Genomic DNA, 15,102 nt, shown 5'->3' on the forward strand with positions numbered 1-15,102 from the left:
AAGTCAGCCCATTTTAAACTTTTTATTACTAATTGATTATTATTTGTTTTTCTTTTTATAGGTTAGACCAAAATCAAACCCATATGCATTCCCATTTTTATCACGGTATACATAGGAAGGATCTTCATCGTAACCAGGAACATCACCATTGTTGTTATTAATTGCTTCTTGATCAGCAGGGATGGTAAATGGAAGTTTTCCTGTTGGAGCAAATTTTCCACGAATCACATCAACAAGCGATTCTGCTTTCACTCCGAAAACCGCTAATGTAGCTGCTGCGTTTTCTTCAATCTCTCCAATCAACCATGGGCTGGTCATATTGACCGTCAGGATAGTTGGAACTTTTGCTTCAATTTCTTTAATTCTTTCAACATTGATTCCTGTTTCCGCATTTAGCGCTACCGAAAGTGGAATGTCCGGACGATCAGCTACTGTGTTTGGAATCGCATAGACTAATGCATGAGTAGCGTCTTCTAGTTTATCAACCACTTGGATCGATGGGTCATATCCCGTGATTGACTTTTTCAAATCAGCAGTTCTAGTGCTTCCGCTTGTTCCGGAGGAGAAAACCTCGACATAAAGCTTAATGTTCTGGACGTTCTCATCTTTTAGCGGTAATGTGTCTTGATCATTACGAAGTAGGACAATCGATTTACGATGGGCTTCATCTGCTTTTGCTTGTGAAGCTGGATTATCGGCAATCTGTTGTGCTTTATCCGGATTCACATACGGATTTTCAAATAAGCCTAATTCCATCATTTCTGTTAGCAGCCTTGTTACGGCTTCGTCGATTCGCTTTTCTTTAATTAAGCCATCTTTGACTGCCTTGATAAGGTCAGTTGGATCCGCTTCACCAGAAACTATATCGGTACCTGCGTTTATGGCTTTCGCATACCGTTCAGGCTTTGTCAGGTTTTCAACTCCCCAAGGCATGGAATAAATAATGGAGGTGTCGCTATTTACATAGCCATTAAATTTAAGCTCTTTGCGCAAAAGATCTGTAATCAGCCTTTTGTTGAACGCAAAGCCCACTTCTTCAAATTTCTCGCCGTTTTTCAATTGTGGTACGCTATATTCATTGCTCGGGTACGCATAATAAGGCATAATCGATGTCGTTCCAGCTGCAATCGCTGCTTTAAAAGATGGAAGATGATATTTATACAAACTGCCTTTGGTTGGGTATGGATTGAATTTAGACCACTCATAATGTGGATCATGACCATCTTGACGAGCACCGCCGCCTGGAAAATGCTTTGTCGTTAAAGAAACACTATCGGTGCCAAGCTCTTCACCTTGGAAGCCTTTTATCACGGCGTAGATCATTTCAGAGGCAAGGTCAGGATGTTCACCAAAAGTACCATTGATACGATTCCAAAGCGGGTCTGTCACGACATCTGCCATGTACATATAACCCTTACGGATTCCTGTAGAAGTCCATTCTTTTGCCGCAATTTGCCCAAATTCCTTTACAAGCTTGGCATCACGTGTGGCAGCAAGGCCTAATTCACCGGGCCATACAGAAAACTGACCAGATGCTTCGCTAAAACCAAAGGCTAAATTTCCAGCATGGTTCCGAGGATTCGATGTCATGACGACAGGAATTCCTAGTCGTGTATCCTCTGCAATTTTTTGTAGCTCATTGATCCAAGAAGCTAACTCTTTAGCGGAAGGATTGTCACGAATAATTAAGTAACGTAAATTTCGTTCCTTAATGCCCTTTGTAGCAGCAGATGCTTCTACAATCGGCGGATTAAACTCATAGAATTGCTGACCAGGGACAGACCAGCGATTAATGGTTGTTTCTGTATCTTGTTCACACGTTAAACTTCCTACCGTATCCGGACAGGTTCTGCTGTTACCCATATAATGAGAAGAGATTAACATCATCCCAGCCTTTTCTTCAAGGGTCATCTGCTTAACAAGATCCTTTACACGTACATTTACTGGGAGGTCCCAATCCTCATATTTGTCTAGTTTACCGTTGTCATTTAAATCTTTGTACTCTTTACCTTTGATTTTAAGAATATTCTTGGAAGTAACACTAAGTTGAGGGACTGTTTTGACTTCTGCCTTTTTTGCATTTCCGCTTTCAGCCGAGACATAAGGGATCACTAGCGATGATAACATTAGTGCTCCTGCCGTTAATAAAGCTGCTTTTTTAATCTTTTTCAATAAACCCACCTTTTTTTCCTCCCCATTTTTTTAGGATAGCCAAACAAAAAAAATAGCAGACATTATGTACTAGAAAATCACCCCCACAATATAGCAAGCGCTTTCAACTTCAAACTAAGTTTACGGGAGGCAAGGACATAGGAAGTAGGGGATTTTTTTAGATGAATTTGTGTTTTTTTACTATTCAGAAAAATGATAATTAGTGCCCATTACTTAATAACTAGCAATCTTGAGTGTCAAAAATCAACAAAGAAGATCCAAAACTTGTTGATTTTTGTACATGAATCACACGCCGGTAAAAGCGAGACTAGTAAGTTTTTGTAAATCTAATTAGAAATAGTTAAGCAATTTTTAATACTTATATACCTACCTAGAAGTATCACGATTGGGACGAACATTTTTGGGGGAATGATTAAACGTTATTAAACATATAAAAAAATAATAGAAGCGCAATCGAAACTCTAATAATTCTTCAATCCTTTCAAAATACACTTAGGGGAGGATGGTATGGTAGTCCCAAGCAACGATAAACGCAGATATATGCCGGGAATCGATGGACTTAGAGCCATTGCTGTCATTGGTGTTATCCTTTACCATCTAAATATTCCTTGGTTTCAGGGCGGGTTTTCAGGTGTAACAGTTTTCTTTGTTATATCAGGGTACCTGATAACGGACATCCTTATTGATGAATGGAATAACAATAATAAAATTAACTACCTTCGCTTTATGGTTCGCCGTTTTCGCAGGCTGGCACCAGCATTACTGTTTATGATATTTATCGTAACCGTTTGGGTAATACTCACGAATCATCCATCATTTGAAAAATTACGTTCTGATTTATTGCCGTCACTGCTTTATTTGACAAATTGGTGGTACATTTTTCATGAAGTTTCCTATTTTGAATCGTTTGGTCCAGCTTCTCCCTTTACTCATATTTGGTCACTGGCGATTGAGGAGCAATTTTATCTTATTTGGCCGCCACTTGTGATTTTTGGTTTTACTTTAATAAAAAGAAAAAGGCTTAGAGTTTTGGCTATCCTTGTTGGAGCCATTATTTCTGCTTGTTTAATGGCATTCCTTTATTTACCGGGAGAGGATCCTTCGCGTGTGTATTATGGAACAGATACAAGAGCCTTTTCGCTTCTTTTAGGAGCCGCACTTGCCTCTGTTTGGCCAAGTCAAAGATTATCGAAAACCTTACCAAAGCAGGCTAGTGTTGTTCTCGAAATGGTAGGCATATCAGGGCTATTGCTTATAGTAATGATGTTTACGGTTACCTCACAATTTGACCATTTTCATTACCAGGGAGGTATGCTTCTTTTATCTATTCTGACCTCGTTAGTAGTGGCTGTATTAGCCCATCCGGCTAGTAAGATAGCTAAATGGCTGAGTAGTAAGCCTCTCCAATGGGTAGGAGTTCGTTCTTATGGTATCTATTTGTGGCATTACCCGATTATTATCTTAACAACACCGATTGTTAATACGGATGGAATGAACGTATGGAGAATAACGTTACAAATAGCGGCTACCTTGCTTTTTTCGGCTTTTTCTTATCGATTTGTGGAAATACCAATTCGGACAGGAAGGATAAAATTTACACTGACTTACTTGAAAAAGCTGACAGTTTTTCAACAAAGGCTTGTTTTGGGAAGTTGTGTAATTATTTTTGCCATATTTATAGGAATCGGAGTTGTACTTGCTACCAAACCAACTGTTATTACGGCTAAACCACCAGTAACAATCGAAACGATTCAAGAAATAGAAATTGACAAAGAACCTATACGAGAGCCTGTCCTTGAAGAGGAAACCAACGAGCCAGAGAAGTCCATAACTGTTATTGGAGATTCCATTCTTTATGATATTGCACCATTTTTTAAAAATCATTTTCCGGAGGCGATAATTGATTTTCGAGTAGGAAGGCAAATGGCAGAGGTGCCAGACGTGATTCAAGATCTAGAGTCCAATGGACAACTTGGAGAATATGTAGTTATTCAACTCGGCACCAATGGGCCATTTTCGAAAACAGATGTAATCAAGGTCATTGAACATCTCGGAGATAAAAAAGTGTTTCTGATAAACTGTCGAGTACCAAGGCAATGGGAAATAACTGTGAATCGTACATTAGAAGAAGTCGTTGCCACCATGCCGAATACAGTTCTTGTAGATTGGTATAGTGCTAGTGCTGGGCATGCGGAGTTTTTTGCACGAGATGGTGTTCATTTAACGAAAGTAGGCGGCGAAACATACGCTAACCTATTAATAGAGCAAATGGAGGAATAAAGAAATAAATAGTTGAAATAAATGTCAATCAATTGATCCCTTTGAGGCAATGTCTTCCAAGGGTTTTTGTTTGATTATGTAAGAATGTCGATATTTGTATTGTTTTATTTCGATTTATTTCCAAATATTTGGAAAGCATAACAAATATATATCTAAAACACACAGAAAAAGGAGAGCACCATGAGGAGTATAGCTGCTTTATTTTCCATGCTAATGCCTGGGTTTGGCCAAATCTATAATCGACAGTTCATAAAGGGTGTCTTACTGATTATCGTAGAACATTATGATAATGTAATGGGAAAAATAAATACCGCCATACATCTTGATTTTAACGGATTTCACCAAAATGCATTAGAGTCTGCCAATTTTCAATATGTGTTATTTTATCCTGGATTTTATGCGTATACGGTTTGGGATGCTTGGTATTTTGCTAAGCCAAATGTGGATAAAACAAAATCCGCCATCCCGTTTATCATTGGTGGATTTCTTGGTGAGTTTGGTGCTATTTATGCAAACCGGTTATCCATACCAACCCTCATGGTTGGTCTTTTAATGATTATCCCGATGGTAATTGGGATGATTGCATTTAGAAATCACTAAAAAAGCTTATCTTAAGAGGATTGAGATACAGATGAATCTTCTTTAATTCTCTATACGGGTTTCCTTAGGAATGGAAAGCCACTTCTTATTAGCAGAAAAAGAGGCCACTTTTTGTCTTTAAATGGTTTGCGGTTCTTCTATTTAGAAAAAAATGTTTGGCGTAGTTTTTGTGTAGATGTGGTTGAAATTGAGAAATACACCGTAAAAGATTTCCCTTTTGGAATTGTATTGAAGGAAAATGTAAGAAGTGCGAGCAAGACGTGGCAAGGGTTATTGACTTAAAAGGGGAAGGTCAATATGTAAATTAAAACTACTATTAAAATTGAGGGGTGGTCAATTGGAAACAATTCGAAATATGTTTAAACATTTGCATTGGGCTAATCAACGAATTCTTGAAACTTTAGAAATTAATACTGAAGTGGACAAACAGATAATTAATCTGTTTTCGCATGTCCTTCTAGCAGAACAAGTGTGGTTTACTAGGTTAAAAGGATTAGACAGTGCATCGCTACCTATTTGGGAAGAGATTCGTATAGAGGCATGTGCAGAACTGGTTAAACAAAATCATCTGAATTATAAAGATTATCTAAATGGGGTAACTGAAAATAAACTCGAACAAATAGTTTCATATCGAAATAGTAAGGGGCAGGAGTTTAAGAACTCAGTGGGGGAGATCCTGACCCATGTGGGGCTGCACGGACAATATCATCGTGGACAAATCAATCTGCTTCTAAGAAAAAATCAAATCGAACCTATTAATGTTGATTTTATTACATTTAAGCGGTGAATGCTCACACTGAATACTTGCATCAGATAAGCAATAATGGAGTAAATGCTCAAAAATGCTGCAAGTTATTAAAAAAATAATCCACCCTTGCGTTAATGGATCAAGGAGATTTAGGAATGGTATAATTTTCATATAAATATACTCACTGTTGGACAGTGTGGAGGGGAATTATGAAGATTGTGATTGCTGGGGGTTCAGGATTTATTGGTCAAAAGTTAATGGATTTGCTTCTTAATGCAGGGCATTCGATTGTGATTTTAACAAGGAAAGAGAAGACATCCTCTACGAAGGTGCAATATGTACAATGGCTTGCTGAAGGTGCTTCACCAGAAAATGAAATAAAAAATGCGGATGCATTTATTAATCTGGCTGGCGTTTCCATCAATGATGGGCGATGGAGTAAGAGTCATCAGAAGCAAATATATGACAGCCGGATGTCCGCAACAGACGAGTTACTTAGAATCATCTCCTTACTGCCTGAAAAGCCTACGGTTTTTATCAATGCTAGTGCTATCGGTATTTATCCGGCATCTGTACAGAGGGTTTATACTGAAAAGTCATCAGAAACAGCGGACGATTTTCTAGGTAAGACTGTACGCGATTGGGAAAATAAAGCGAAGCAAGTAGAAGCGCATTCGATTCGATCTGTGTTGATGAGATTTGGTGTGGTGCTCGGAAATGAAGGGGGTGCCTTACCACTTATGGCGCTGCCCTACAAATTATTCGTTGGAGGTAAAGTGGGAAGAGGGGATCAGTGGGTATCTTGGGTCCATGTCACCGATGTCGTCCGTTCTATTCTCTTTGCCATTGAAAATAATCATGTGAGTGGACCAGTCAATGTAACATCACCCACACCACTTCAAATGAACGATTTTGGTAGGACCATTGGTTCTGTTTTACACCGTCCACACTGGTTTCCTGTACCTTCTTTTGTTATGAAAATGGTCCTTGGACAAAAAAGTGCACTAGTTTTAGAAGGCCAACAGGTTTTGCCTCAAGTGTTAATGGAGGAAGGATTTGAATTCACGTTTCCAACACTAAAATCTGCTTTAGAGGATTTGCTTACTCTTCATGGATAATTTTGACTAAAAAAATTTTATGAAGTAGGAGGGATTTCTTTGCCAGAATTCTTTATCCAAGCGGCGTCCATCATTGTGGCAGTAGTTTCGGTTGTCATTGCTGTTTTTCAAATCTTACTCTTCTTAGGTTTACCATTAGCGGATTATAGTTGGGGAGGTAAGTATCAAGGTGTCTTACCAATGAAAATGAGAATCATGAGTTTGCCAGCAGCATTATTATTGCTCTTTTTCGGCTTTATTTTTTTAATGCATACGAAAGTAATAACCGTTGGCTTCGATTTCCCTACCAATATTTTTGTATGGACTATAACTATATTTATGGGATTAAATACCTTGGGTAACATCGCGTCGAAGAGCAAAAAAGAGAAAATGGTAATGGCTCCTTTATCAGGGATCACCTTTCTAGCCTGCTTACTAGTCTTACTATTTCAATAAAAGCAAAGCCCCTCTCAATTGAGAAGGGCTACTATTTTTTCTTTTTGACTTTGACTATCCCTTTACCAAAATTATCTCTTAGATCCAATGAAAGTTAATAAATTGACATATCGAAATTCTTAGACTATTATAAGAACTGATTTATAAGATTTTTACTACTAGGGGTGCCCTGATAGACGGGCTGAGAGAAAAACGATAAGTTTTTAACCCTTTGGACCTGATCTGGATCATACCAGCGTAGGAAAGTAGCCAAGTGAAAATATCCTTTTTCTCTAACTATTTGAGCCAGGTCCAATTATTATGGATTTGGCTTTTTTGTGTTTAAAAGAGTAATAGGAAGAAGGAGGAACTGCTATGAATAGCAACGAATTGAGTTCAATTTTACAAAGAGTAAGAGAGGAGAACCCGCTAGTACATAATATTACCAATGTGGTGGTTACCAATTTTACGGCAAATGGGCTTCTATCACTGGGGGCGTCTCCGGTAATGGCGAATGCTCCTGAAGAAGTAGCGGATATGGTTCGAATTTCTCGTGCCCTAGTCCTGAATATTGGCACATTAAATAAGGAATTGGTTAGCTCGATGATTCTAGCTGGAAAAACAGCAAACGAACTCGGAATTCCAGTCATTTTTGATCCAGTAGGAGCCGGAGCTACTCCGTTCAGAACGGAAATGGCCCAAAAGGTTATGGAAGAAGTAAAAATATCTGTTCTACGCGGAAATGCCGCTGAAATTGCCAACGTACTTGGGGAGAAGTGGGAAATCAAGGGCGTTGATGCTGGTAAACAGCATGGAGATCATGTGGAATTAGCCATAAACGCAGCGAAAACGCTCAATACCATTGTCGTGATTACCGGCAAAGACGATGTGCTGACAAATGGCGAAACAACGTACCTAGTGTCCAATGGACATCACCTGTTAACAAAAGTTACAGGAACGGGCTGTCTGTTAACCTCCGTTATCGGTGCATTTGCAGGAGTTGAAAAGAACCTAGTGCACGCTGCATTATCTGCTTTAACCTTCTATGGGATTGCGGCGGAAAAGGCAATTGAAAAGGTAGGTAATGTGGGACCTGGTAGTTTCCAAATCGAATTCTTAAATCAACTTGCCCTTGTTTCTTCAGAAGATATCCATCAATTTGCTTCATTCAAACAGCTATGAGGAGTGATCACCATGAAAAAAGCATTAACAATTGCCGGTTCAGATAGCGGCGGCGGTGCGGGAATTCAGGCTGACTTAAAGACCTTTCAAGAGTTAGAGGTTTTCGGTATGTCTGCTCTAACCGCTGTAACTGCCCAAAATACGTTAGGGGTTCAAGCCGTTTTTCCGATGACAGCGGAGGTAGTTATCAAACAAATCGAATCAATTGGCGAAGATATCGGTACAGATGCCCTTAAAACTGGGATGCTGTTTAATGCAGAAATCATCAAAGCGGTTTCTGAAAAAATAGAATACTATAATTGGAAAAATGTCGTGGTCGATCCCGTTATGATTGCTAAGGGCGGCGCATCGTTGCTCCAATTTGAGGCAATTTCGGCCTTAAAACAATATTTGTTACCCCTTTCGATGGTCATTACACCGAATATCCCAGAGGCAGAGGTTTTAACGGAAATGTCGATTATTACCGATGAAGATAAACAGGAAGCTGCTAAACGATTTTATGATTTAGGAGTTAAGAATGTGGTCATAAAAGGCGGGCATGATGAAGACCAAATTGAATCGTTAGATTTATTGTATGATGGGAACGAATTTACGACTTTTACGAGTACAAGAGTTCAGACAAAGAATACACACGGCACAGGCTGTACTTTTTCAGCGGTTGTCACAGCAGAACTTGCCAAAGGTTTAAGTGTATTTGAAGCAGTATCAAAAGCGAAGAATTTTATCCAAGCAGCGATTGAAGATCAGCTCCAGATTGGTCAAGGGCATGGTCCAACCAATCACTGGGCATATCGAAAAAGAAAAGAACTGAAAAGGTAGGAGAGCAGCATGTCGAAGACCGGTATTAATGCAATAAGAGATTCCTTGAAAGTCTACTTTATCATGGGCAGTCCAAACTGCAAGGAAAATCCTTCCAAAGTTTTGCAAGAAGCCATTGAAGGTGGAATTACACTTTTTCAATTCCGCGAGAAAGGAATCGGAGCGTTAACGGATGAGAAAAAGGTTGAACTTGCCAAGGAACTACAACAAATATGCAGAGAGCAGCGAATTCCTTTCATTGTTAATGACGATATTGGCTTGGCGATCGCCCTCAACGCAGACGGTGTTCACATCGGGCAGGATGACGACCCGATAGAGGAAGTCAGAAAGAAGATTGGCTGCGATAAAATCATTGGAGTTTCTGTACATAGTTATGATGAAGCTATGACGGCTTTAGAGGGTGGAGCCGATTATTTTGGAATTGGACCTGTTTTTCCAACGAGTACAAAAGAAGATGCCAAACCCTCAAACGGTACGAAGCTAATTGAAGAATTACGAACGAAAGGATTCACCATTCCGATTGTTGGAATAGGCGGAATCACGGCGGAAACCGCTGGGTCTGTCATCCAAGCGGGAGCAGATGGTGTATCGGTTATTACTGCAATAAGCCATGCTCATTCCGTTACAGAAGCAGCTAAAGAATTAAGAAAAAGTGTATTAGATTCTTGATTCAATGATTTTTCCGTAAAAAAATTTTGAAAGAACTTTATTCGTACCAGGATAACTCATTTTTGTGGTTTGCGGGTACGAATATGCACAATACGTGCCCGTTATAGCTCATATTTGCGGTTTTCGGTAACGTATAAGGACTATACGTGCCCGTTAAAGGTCATAATTGCGTTTTTTGGTAACGTATAAGCACAATACGTGCCCGCTATAGCGCATTTTTGGGGTTTTCGGTAACGAATAGGCATTATTCGCGCTCGCTATACTTCATTTTTGTAGTATTGGGTAACAATAAAACTCAATCGTGTCAGTATAAAATATTTTAATCAATTGAACCATTTCTATGAAAATTAAATACTAGCACTGGGGGAGCCGAAATGGGCTGAGATTAGACTAAGTATGGTCTTAAACCCCTGAACCTGATCTGGGTTATTCCAGCGTAGGGAAGTGAACTATACATCCACTCTCGGATCTTCGAGGGGAATGTATATACCGGTCATCCCCCAGTGCTTATCAAAAACTTGGAGGGATTTTTTTTATGAGAAAAACGCATAAACTCACATTGACCGCGATGATGATCGCAATTGGCACACTCTCGAGTAATTTATTCTATATTCCGATTGGTTTCACAAAGGTGTTCCCGATCCAGCATTTCTTGAATGTTTTGTCTGCCGTACTATTAGGACCGTTTTATGCAGTCGCACAGGCTTTATGTGTCTCAATCTTAAGAAATATTATGGGGACTGGATCCATCTTTGCTTTTCCGGGAAGTATGGTTGGAGCCTTATTAGCTGGCCTCCTCTTTATGAAAACGAAAAAGATTTATATGGCCTTTTTCGGTGAAGTGATTGGGACGGGCATCATTGGAGCGATTCTATGCTATCCAATAGCTACACTGCTGCTTGGTCAAGAAGCGGCACTATTTGGATTTATTCCTTTATTCATTTTCAGCTCTATCGCCGGAGCATTGATTGGGGTAATCATTTTATCCATCTTTTTAAAGAAAAAAATAGCAATCTTCACGCAAAAAGAAACTTCAATCAAATAAGAAAGGAATTATCTATATGGACCAGCAACAAATCATAAATCAATTACTTACTTCCATCCAATCTGACAACCTATCAGATGGGGATTTTAATCAGCTAGCCTTACAAATTTTTGCCTATCAATATACCAATAACCTTCCTTTAAGAAAGTTTTGTCAGCAAAAGGGGAAAACCATCCGGACTGTCAGAACTTGGGGGGATATTCCAGCCGTGCCGATAAACGCTTTTAAGGAGGTACCGCTCACCTGCACTGATCCAGAAGATGCTGAACGGTTCTTTATGACAAGCGGTACCACAATGGGTGTGAAAGGGAAACACTATCATCCAACATTACAAGTATGGAATGAATCCATGAAAACGTATTTTAAAAAACGGTTTATGAAGGAAACAGAACAAATTCGAATGGGCATTCTGTTCCCGACCGAAGAAGAGATGCCCAACTCCTCATTAGCAAGGTATTTAGCCCTTGCAAAGAAAGAATTTGGTACGAAGGAAAGTCACTACCTGCTAACTGAAAATGGAATAAACCTGGAGCAGCTTATTCAGGAATTGGAACAGGCTGAACGTACTGGCAAGCCCTATGCTTTATTAGGAGCATCCTATAGTTTTGTTCATCTGTTTGAGGAATTAGAGAAACTAGGACATAGCTTTCGATTACCGTCAGGAAGTAAGGTTTTAGATACAGGTGGATTTAAAAACCAGTCAAAGGAATGGAATCTCGATGACTTTTACCACCAATTATCGAGCCTGCTAGGGGTACCAAGGAAAGACTGTATCAATATGTACGGAATGACCGAATTAAGTTCACAGCTGTATGATTCTGGAAATGAACAAGTTCCATCAGTTAAATCGGGTCCTCATTGGCTGAAAACGAGAATCATTCATCCGCTAACTGGTGAAGAAGTCGCTGATGGTGAACGCGGAGTAATTGTACATTGTGATCTCGCCAACTTCAATTCTGTTACCACTATTTTGACCGAGGACTTAGGTATGAAAGTAGATGGTGGTTTTCTACTTTTAGGCAGGGTTCAGGGAACAGAAGCGAAGGGATGTTCGATTGCAGTCGAGGAATTTATCCAGGCTGCCAAGGGGCCAGTGCAATGAGAGAAAGAGTTGGATATCTTCCTGAACTTGGGGAAGAAGTGATAGAAACCAAAATTCTCACCTTTACGGGAAGGAATGAAGTACTTGAAATCGAAGCGCCACTTCTTACCAAACAGCAAATGCAGCAAGTCACTGAAAAAGTTAAAAAAGCGAGTGCTGAAGTGCTGAAATCGATGACGATAACTGAGATTATTTCGATTATTGACCAGGCTGTCGAAGTATTTCTCGATCGGAATTCACTTTACCGAAAAAAAGCGGAACAGCTGTTACCGATTATTACCGGATACGATGAAGAAATGATTCGCCTCGGACTAACATCCTTTTTAAAAAAGTTTCGTAAACCAGAGCTGCAGCGTTTCGTGGTTGAAGACTTGGGCAATCCGTTGCTGCTGGATGATTTTCATCCTCGTGCAAAAAAAGGATTTTCCAAAGCGGTTGGTCCGGAGTTAATCCTCCATGTTTGGGCAGGAAATGTACCGGCACTACCGTTGTGGAGCCTTATTTCTGGATTATTGGTGAAGTCAGGAAACATTGGAAAGGTTTCGAGTGCTGAGCCGTTATTTGCAGGTTTATTTGCACAGGCACTTGTTGAAATTGCGCCCCAATTAGCAGATTGCTTAGCGATTGTTTGGTGGAAGGGTGGAGACGAGGAACGGGAAACGGAGATGTTTGCCCATTCAGATGTAGTGGTCGGCTATGGAAGTAATCAGTCATTAGAAGCGATGAGGCAAAGAATACCCGTTTCCACACGCTTTCTACCATTTGGACATAAAGTCAGTTTTGGGGTGGTTAGCAACAAGGCTCTAGATTCACGAAAAGCATGGACCACCGCACATCATGCTGCATTCGATGTCATCCAGTTTGATCAACAGGGCTGTTATTCGCCCCATATTTTCTATGTTCAGAATGGGGGAGCAGTATCAGCCTCCGAGTTTGCCCAGTATATTGCACATGAACTTGAATGCTTTGAAAAGAGATATCCAAGGCGCGTTCTATCCTTAGAAGAGATGACAGCTGCCATCCATTGGCGAAACCAAGAGGAAGTTACTTCCTATACTAACTCTTCTAAACAAGTCTTTGGTCAAACTGAACATCAATGGACGGTTGTCTATGAAGAGGGTGCAGCCTTCTCGCCAACCTGCTCAAATCGCACGATCAAAGTGATTGCCTTTGATGAAATTGAAGATCTATTACCCAGTATTAAACCTTACCGTAAGTACCTGCAGAGTGTTGGGGCAGCTGCTTCACCGAAAGAGCTTTTTCAATGGGCTAAAGTGCTAGGTAAATCTGGTGTCACAAGGATCACTGCTTTAGGAAAGATGACTTCTCCTGAATCGGGCTGGCATCACGACGGTCAGTTCAATTTACTAGATTTGGTTCAAATGGTTGATATTGAGCAATCAGCAGAAGATTACGCAGAAAATTTTGCTCCATATATCGATTAGGAGGCACGAAATGGGTTTCTTATGTTTACAAGATGTGACATACAGTTATGCCAACAACAACCTGATTGTTGATGCTGTCAGTATAGAATTAGAAAAAGGAAAGTTTCATAGTTTACTCGGTAAAAGCGGATGTGGAAAAACTACCTTATTAAAACTTGCTGCAGGTTTATTAACCCCGGACACGGGATCCATACAGTTACAAGGTGAGGCAATTAAACCTTCAGAAAAGATAGGGTTTGTGTTTCAAGCACCGACACTTTTGGAATGGAAAACAGTGATCGAAAACATTCTGCTACCTGTTTCTCTAAAGCGGAAAGTGACAATAGAGGATTTTGAAAAAGCGGAATCACTTTTAGCCTTAATGGGTCTAACCCATTTAAAAAAGGAATATCCGACTCGGCTCTCTGGAGGACAGCAAAGTCGAGTTTCCATTGCAAGAGCGCTCATTCAAACACCATCTATGCTTTTGTTAGATGAGCCTTTTTCAGCTCTTGATGCGATTACGAGAGAGGAACTTCAAGTTGACCTCCTTGGGCTATGTGAACTCCATCAAATGACAGTTTTATTTGTTACCCATGATATATCAGAAGCGGTCTATATGTCTGACCGGATTGCTGTGATGGATAAAGGAAGGATTGTCTATGATCTAGATGTTGTGTTACAAGAGCGGCACACTGATCTTAGATATTCTCAAGCCTTTAATAACCTATGCTTGCAGATTCGCATCGCCATTAATGGGGGACAACGATGAAAAACGTATCGATTTATTCCGGTTTATTATTCATCTTGATTCTATTGATTTGGGAAGGGCTGGCTAGTCTAATGTCTGAGCTTATCCTCCCGGCACCTTCTGTAGTAGTCACCACCCTTATAGAAGGATTAACGAGTGGATATTATACCCCGCATCTTATTCGGACAGGTCTGGAGATTAGTATCGGACTATTTCTCGGGAGTCTATTAGGTATGTTGACTGGAATATTGATGGGGGAAGTCGAATTTATCCGAAAGTTATTATTCCCTTATGTCATTGCTAGTCAAGCAGTTCCTAAGCTTGCCCTTGCACCATTATTTATACTTTGGTTTGGTTTTGGAATGACATCGAAGGTCGTGATCACCGCTTTAATTTGTTTTTTTCCGTTAATGGAAAATACCGTGACCGCCATTCAATACACCGATCGTCAAAAAATCGAGCTATTTCGTGTGCTCGGGGCAAACAGGTGGCAAACCTTGTTTAAATTAAAAATACCTGCGGGGCTGCCAAGTATCATCGCTGGCTTTCGGGTAGCAGCCGTTTTAGCAGTAGTCGGTGCTGTGGTTGGTGAGTTTATTGGTGGAAGTGAAGGTCTAGGAGCCTTGATTATTGCTTCGCAAAGCATGATGGATACCCCCTTGATGTTTTCTGTGCTCATTTTAGTAACGATAATAGGAACGCTACTTTATCAAATTATTTATTTCATCGAACAGAAATTATTTCACTATAAAAACCGGTCCTAAAAAGGAGATTTTAC

The 15,102-nt window shown here is 40.0% G+C and carries 15 protein-coding genes and 2 riboswitches; of the genes, 14 read left to right on the forward strand and 1 reads right to left on the reverse strand.

Features of this window, described 5'->3' with window-relative positions:
- Positions 1-39: 39 nt before the first annotated feature.
- The gene (locus BLR86_RS18860) at positions 40-2,181 is read right to left on the reverse strand and encodes a glycoside hydrolase family 3 protein (protein ID WP_090765064.1); all 2,142 of its coding nucleotides are present in this window, start codon (positions 2,179-2,181) and stop codon (positions 40-42) included.
- 498 nt (positions 2,182-2,679) lie between these two features.
- Between BLR86_RS18860 and BLR86_RS18865 the strand changes: the two genes are divergently transcribed.
- The 14 genes from BLR86_RS18865 (at position 2,680) to BLR86_RS18925 (ending at position 15,088) form a co-directional block, all read left to right on the forward strand.
- Positions 2,680-4,452, forward strand: a complete 1,773-nt coding sequence (locus BLR86_RS18865; protein ID WP_090765067.1) for an acyltransferase family protein — start codon at positions 2,680-2,682, stop codon at positions 4,450-4,452.
- Between the two features lie 180 nt (positions 4,453-4,632).
- Positions 4,633-5,052 (forward strand): hypothetical protein, encoded by a 420-nt coding sequence (locus tag BLR86_RS18870; protein WP_090765070.1) that lies wholly within the window; start codon positions 4,633-4,635, stop codon positions 5,050-5,052.
- A gap of 111 nt (positions 5,053-5,163) precedes the next feature.
- Positions 5,164-5,334 carry a hypothetical protein gene (locus BLR86_RS26185; RefSeq protein ID WP_175492963.1) on the forward strand — a complete coding sequence of 57 codons (171 nt, stop codon included), beginning with the start codon at positions 5,164-5,166 and terminating at the stop codon, positions 5,332-5,334.
- A 55-nt stretch (positions 5,335-5,389) separates the two neighbouring features.
- Positions 5,390-5,839, forward strand: coding sequence for a DinB family protein (locus BLR86_RS18875; protein ID WP_090765073.1), 450 nt, complete (start codon positions 5,390-5,392; stop codon positions 5,837-5,839).
- A gap of 170 nt (positions 5,840-6,009) precedes the next feature.
- Positions 6,010-6,918, forward strand: a complete 909-nt coding sequence (locus BLR86_RS18880) for a TIGR01777 family oxidoreductase (RefSeq protein WP_090765077.1) — start codon at positions 6,010-6,012, stop codon at positions 6,916-6,918.
- A 39-nt stretch (positions 6,919-6,957) separates the two neighbouring features.
- Positions 6,958-7,353, forward strand: a complete 396-nt coding sequence (locus BLR86_RS18885) for a hypothetical protein (protein WP_254782374.1) — start codon at positions 6,958-6,960, stop codon at positions 7,351-7,353.
- Between the two features lie 150 nt (positions 7,354-7,503).
- Positions 7,504-7,614, forward strand: a riboswitch (TPP riboswitch).
- A gap of 93 nt (positions 7,615-7,707) precedes the next feature.
- Positions 7,708-8,514: a hydroxyethylthiazole kinase gene (thiM, locus tag BLR86_RS18890; protein WP_090765080.1), complete on the forward strand. Its 807-nt coding sequence runs from the start codon at positions 7,708-7,710 to the stop codon at positions 8,512-8,514.
- 12 nt (positions 8,515-8,526) lie between these two features.
- On the forward strand, positions 8,527-9,333 hold the full coding sequence (thiD, locus tag BLR86_RS18895; RefSeq protein ID WP_175492964.1) for a bifunctional hydroxymethylpyrimidine kinase/phosphomethylpyrimidine kinase: 807 nt from the start codon (positions 8,527-8,529) through the stop codon (positions 9,331-9,333).
- A 9-nt stretch (positions 9,334-9,342) separates the two neighbouring features.
- Positions 9,343-10,002, forward strand: coding sequence for a thiamine phosphate synthase (gene thiE / locus BLR86_RS18900; RefSeq protein WP_090765083.1), 660 nt, complete (start codon positions 9,343-9,345; stop codon positions 10,000-10,002).
- Between the two features lie 352 nt (positions 10,003-10,354).
- Positions 10,355-10,462: riboswitch (TPP riboswitch) on the forward strand.
- Between the two features lie 75 nt (positions 10,463-10,537).
- Positions 10,538-11,047, forward strand: a complete 510-nt coding sequence (gene thiW / locus BLR86_RS18905; protein ID WP_090765085.1) for an energy coupling factor transporter S component ThiW — start codon at positions 10,538-10,540, stop codon at positions 11,045-11,047.
- Positions 11,048-11,063: 16 nt separating this feature from the next.
- Positions 11,064-12,149 carry a LuxE/PaaK family acyltransferase gene (locus BLR86_RS18910; RefSeq protein WP_090765088.1) on the forward strand — a complete coding sequence of 362 codons (1,086 nt, stop codon included), beginning with the start codon at positions 11,064-11,066 and terminating at the stop codon, positions 12,147-12,149.
- Complete coding sequence (locus BLR86_RS18915; protein WP_090765091.1) at positions 12,146-13,594, forward strand: acyl-CoA reductase; 1,449 nt, start codon at positions 12,146-12,148, stop codon at positions 13,592-13,594. Before BLR86_RS18910 ends, BLR86_RS18915 begins: the two co-directional genes overlap by 4 nt.
- A 10-nt stretch (positions 13,595-13,604) precedes the next feature.
- The gene (locus BLR86_RS18920; RefSeq protein ID WP_090765094.1) at positions 13,605-14,345 is read left to right on the forward strand and encodes an ABC transporter ATP-binding protein; all 741 of its coding nucleotides are present in this window, start codon (positions 13,605-13,607) and stop codon (positions 14,343-14,345) included.
- On the forward strand, positions 14,342-15,088 hold the full coding sequence (locus tag BLR86_RS18925; protein WP_090765097.1) for an ABC transporter permease: 747 nt from the start codon (positions 14,342-14,344) through the stop codon (positions 15,086-15,088). The genes BLR86_RS18920 and BLR86_RS18925 overlap by 4 nt, the downstream gene beginning before the upstream one ends.
- Positions 15,089-15,102 lie beyond the last annotated feature (14 nt).

This window comes from Bacillus sp. OK048 (assembly GCF_900103525.1).
Classification (GTDB): Bacteria; Bacillota; Bacilli; order Bacillales; family Cytobacillaceae; genus Neobacillus.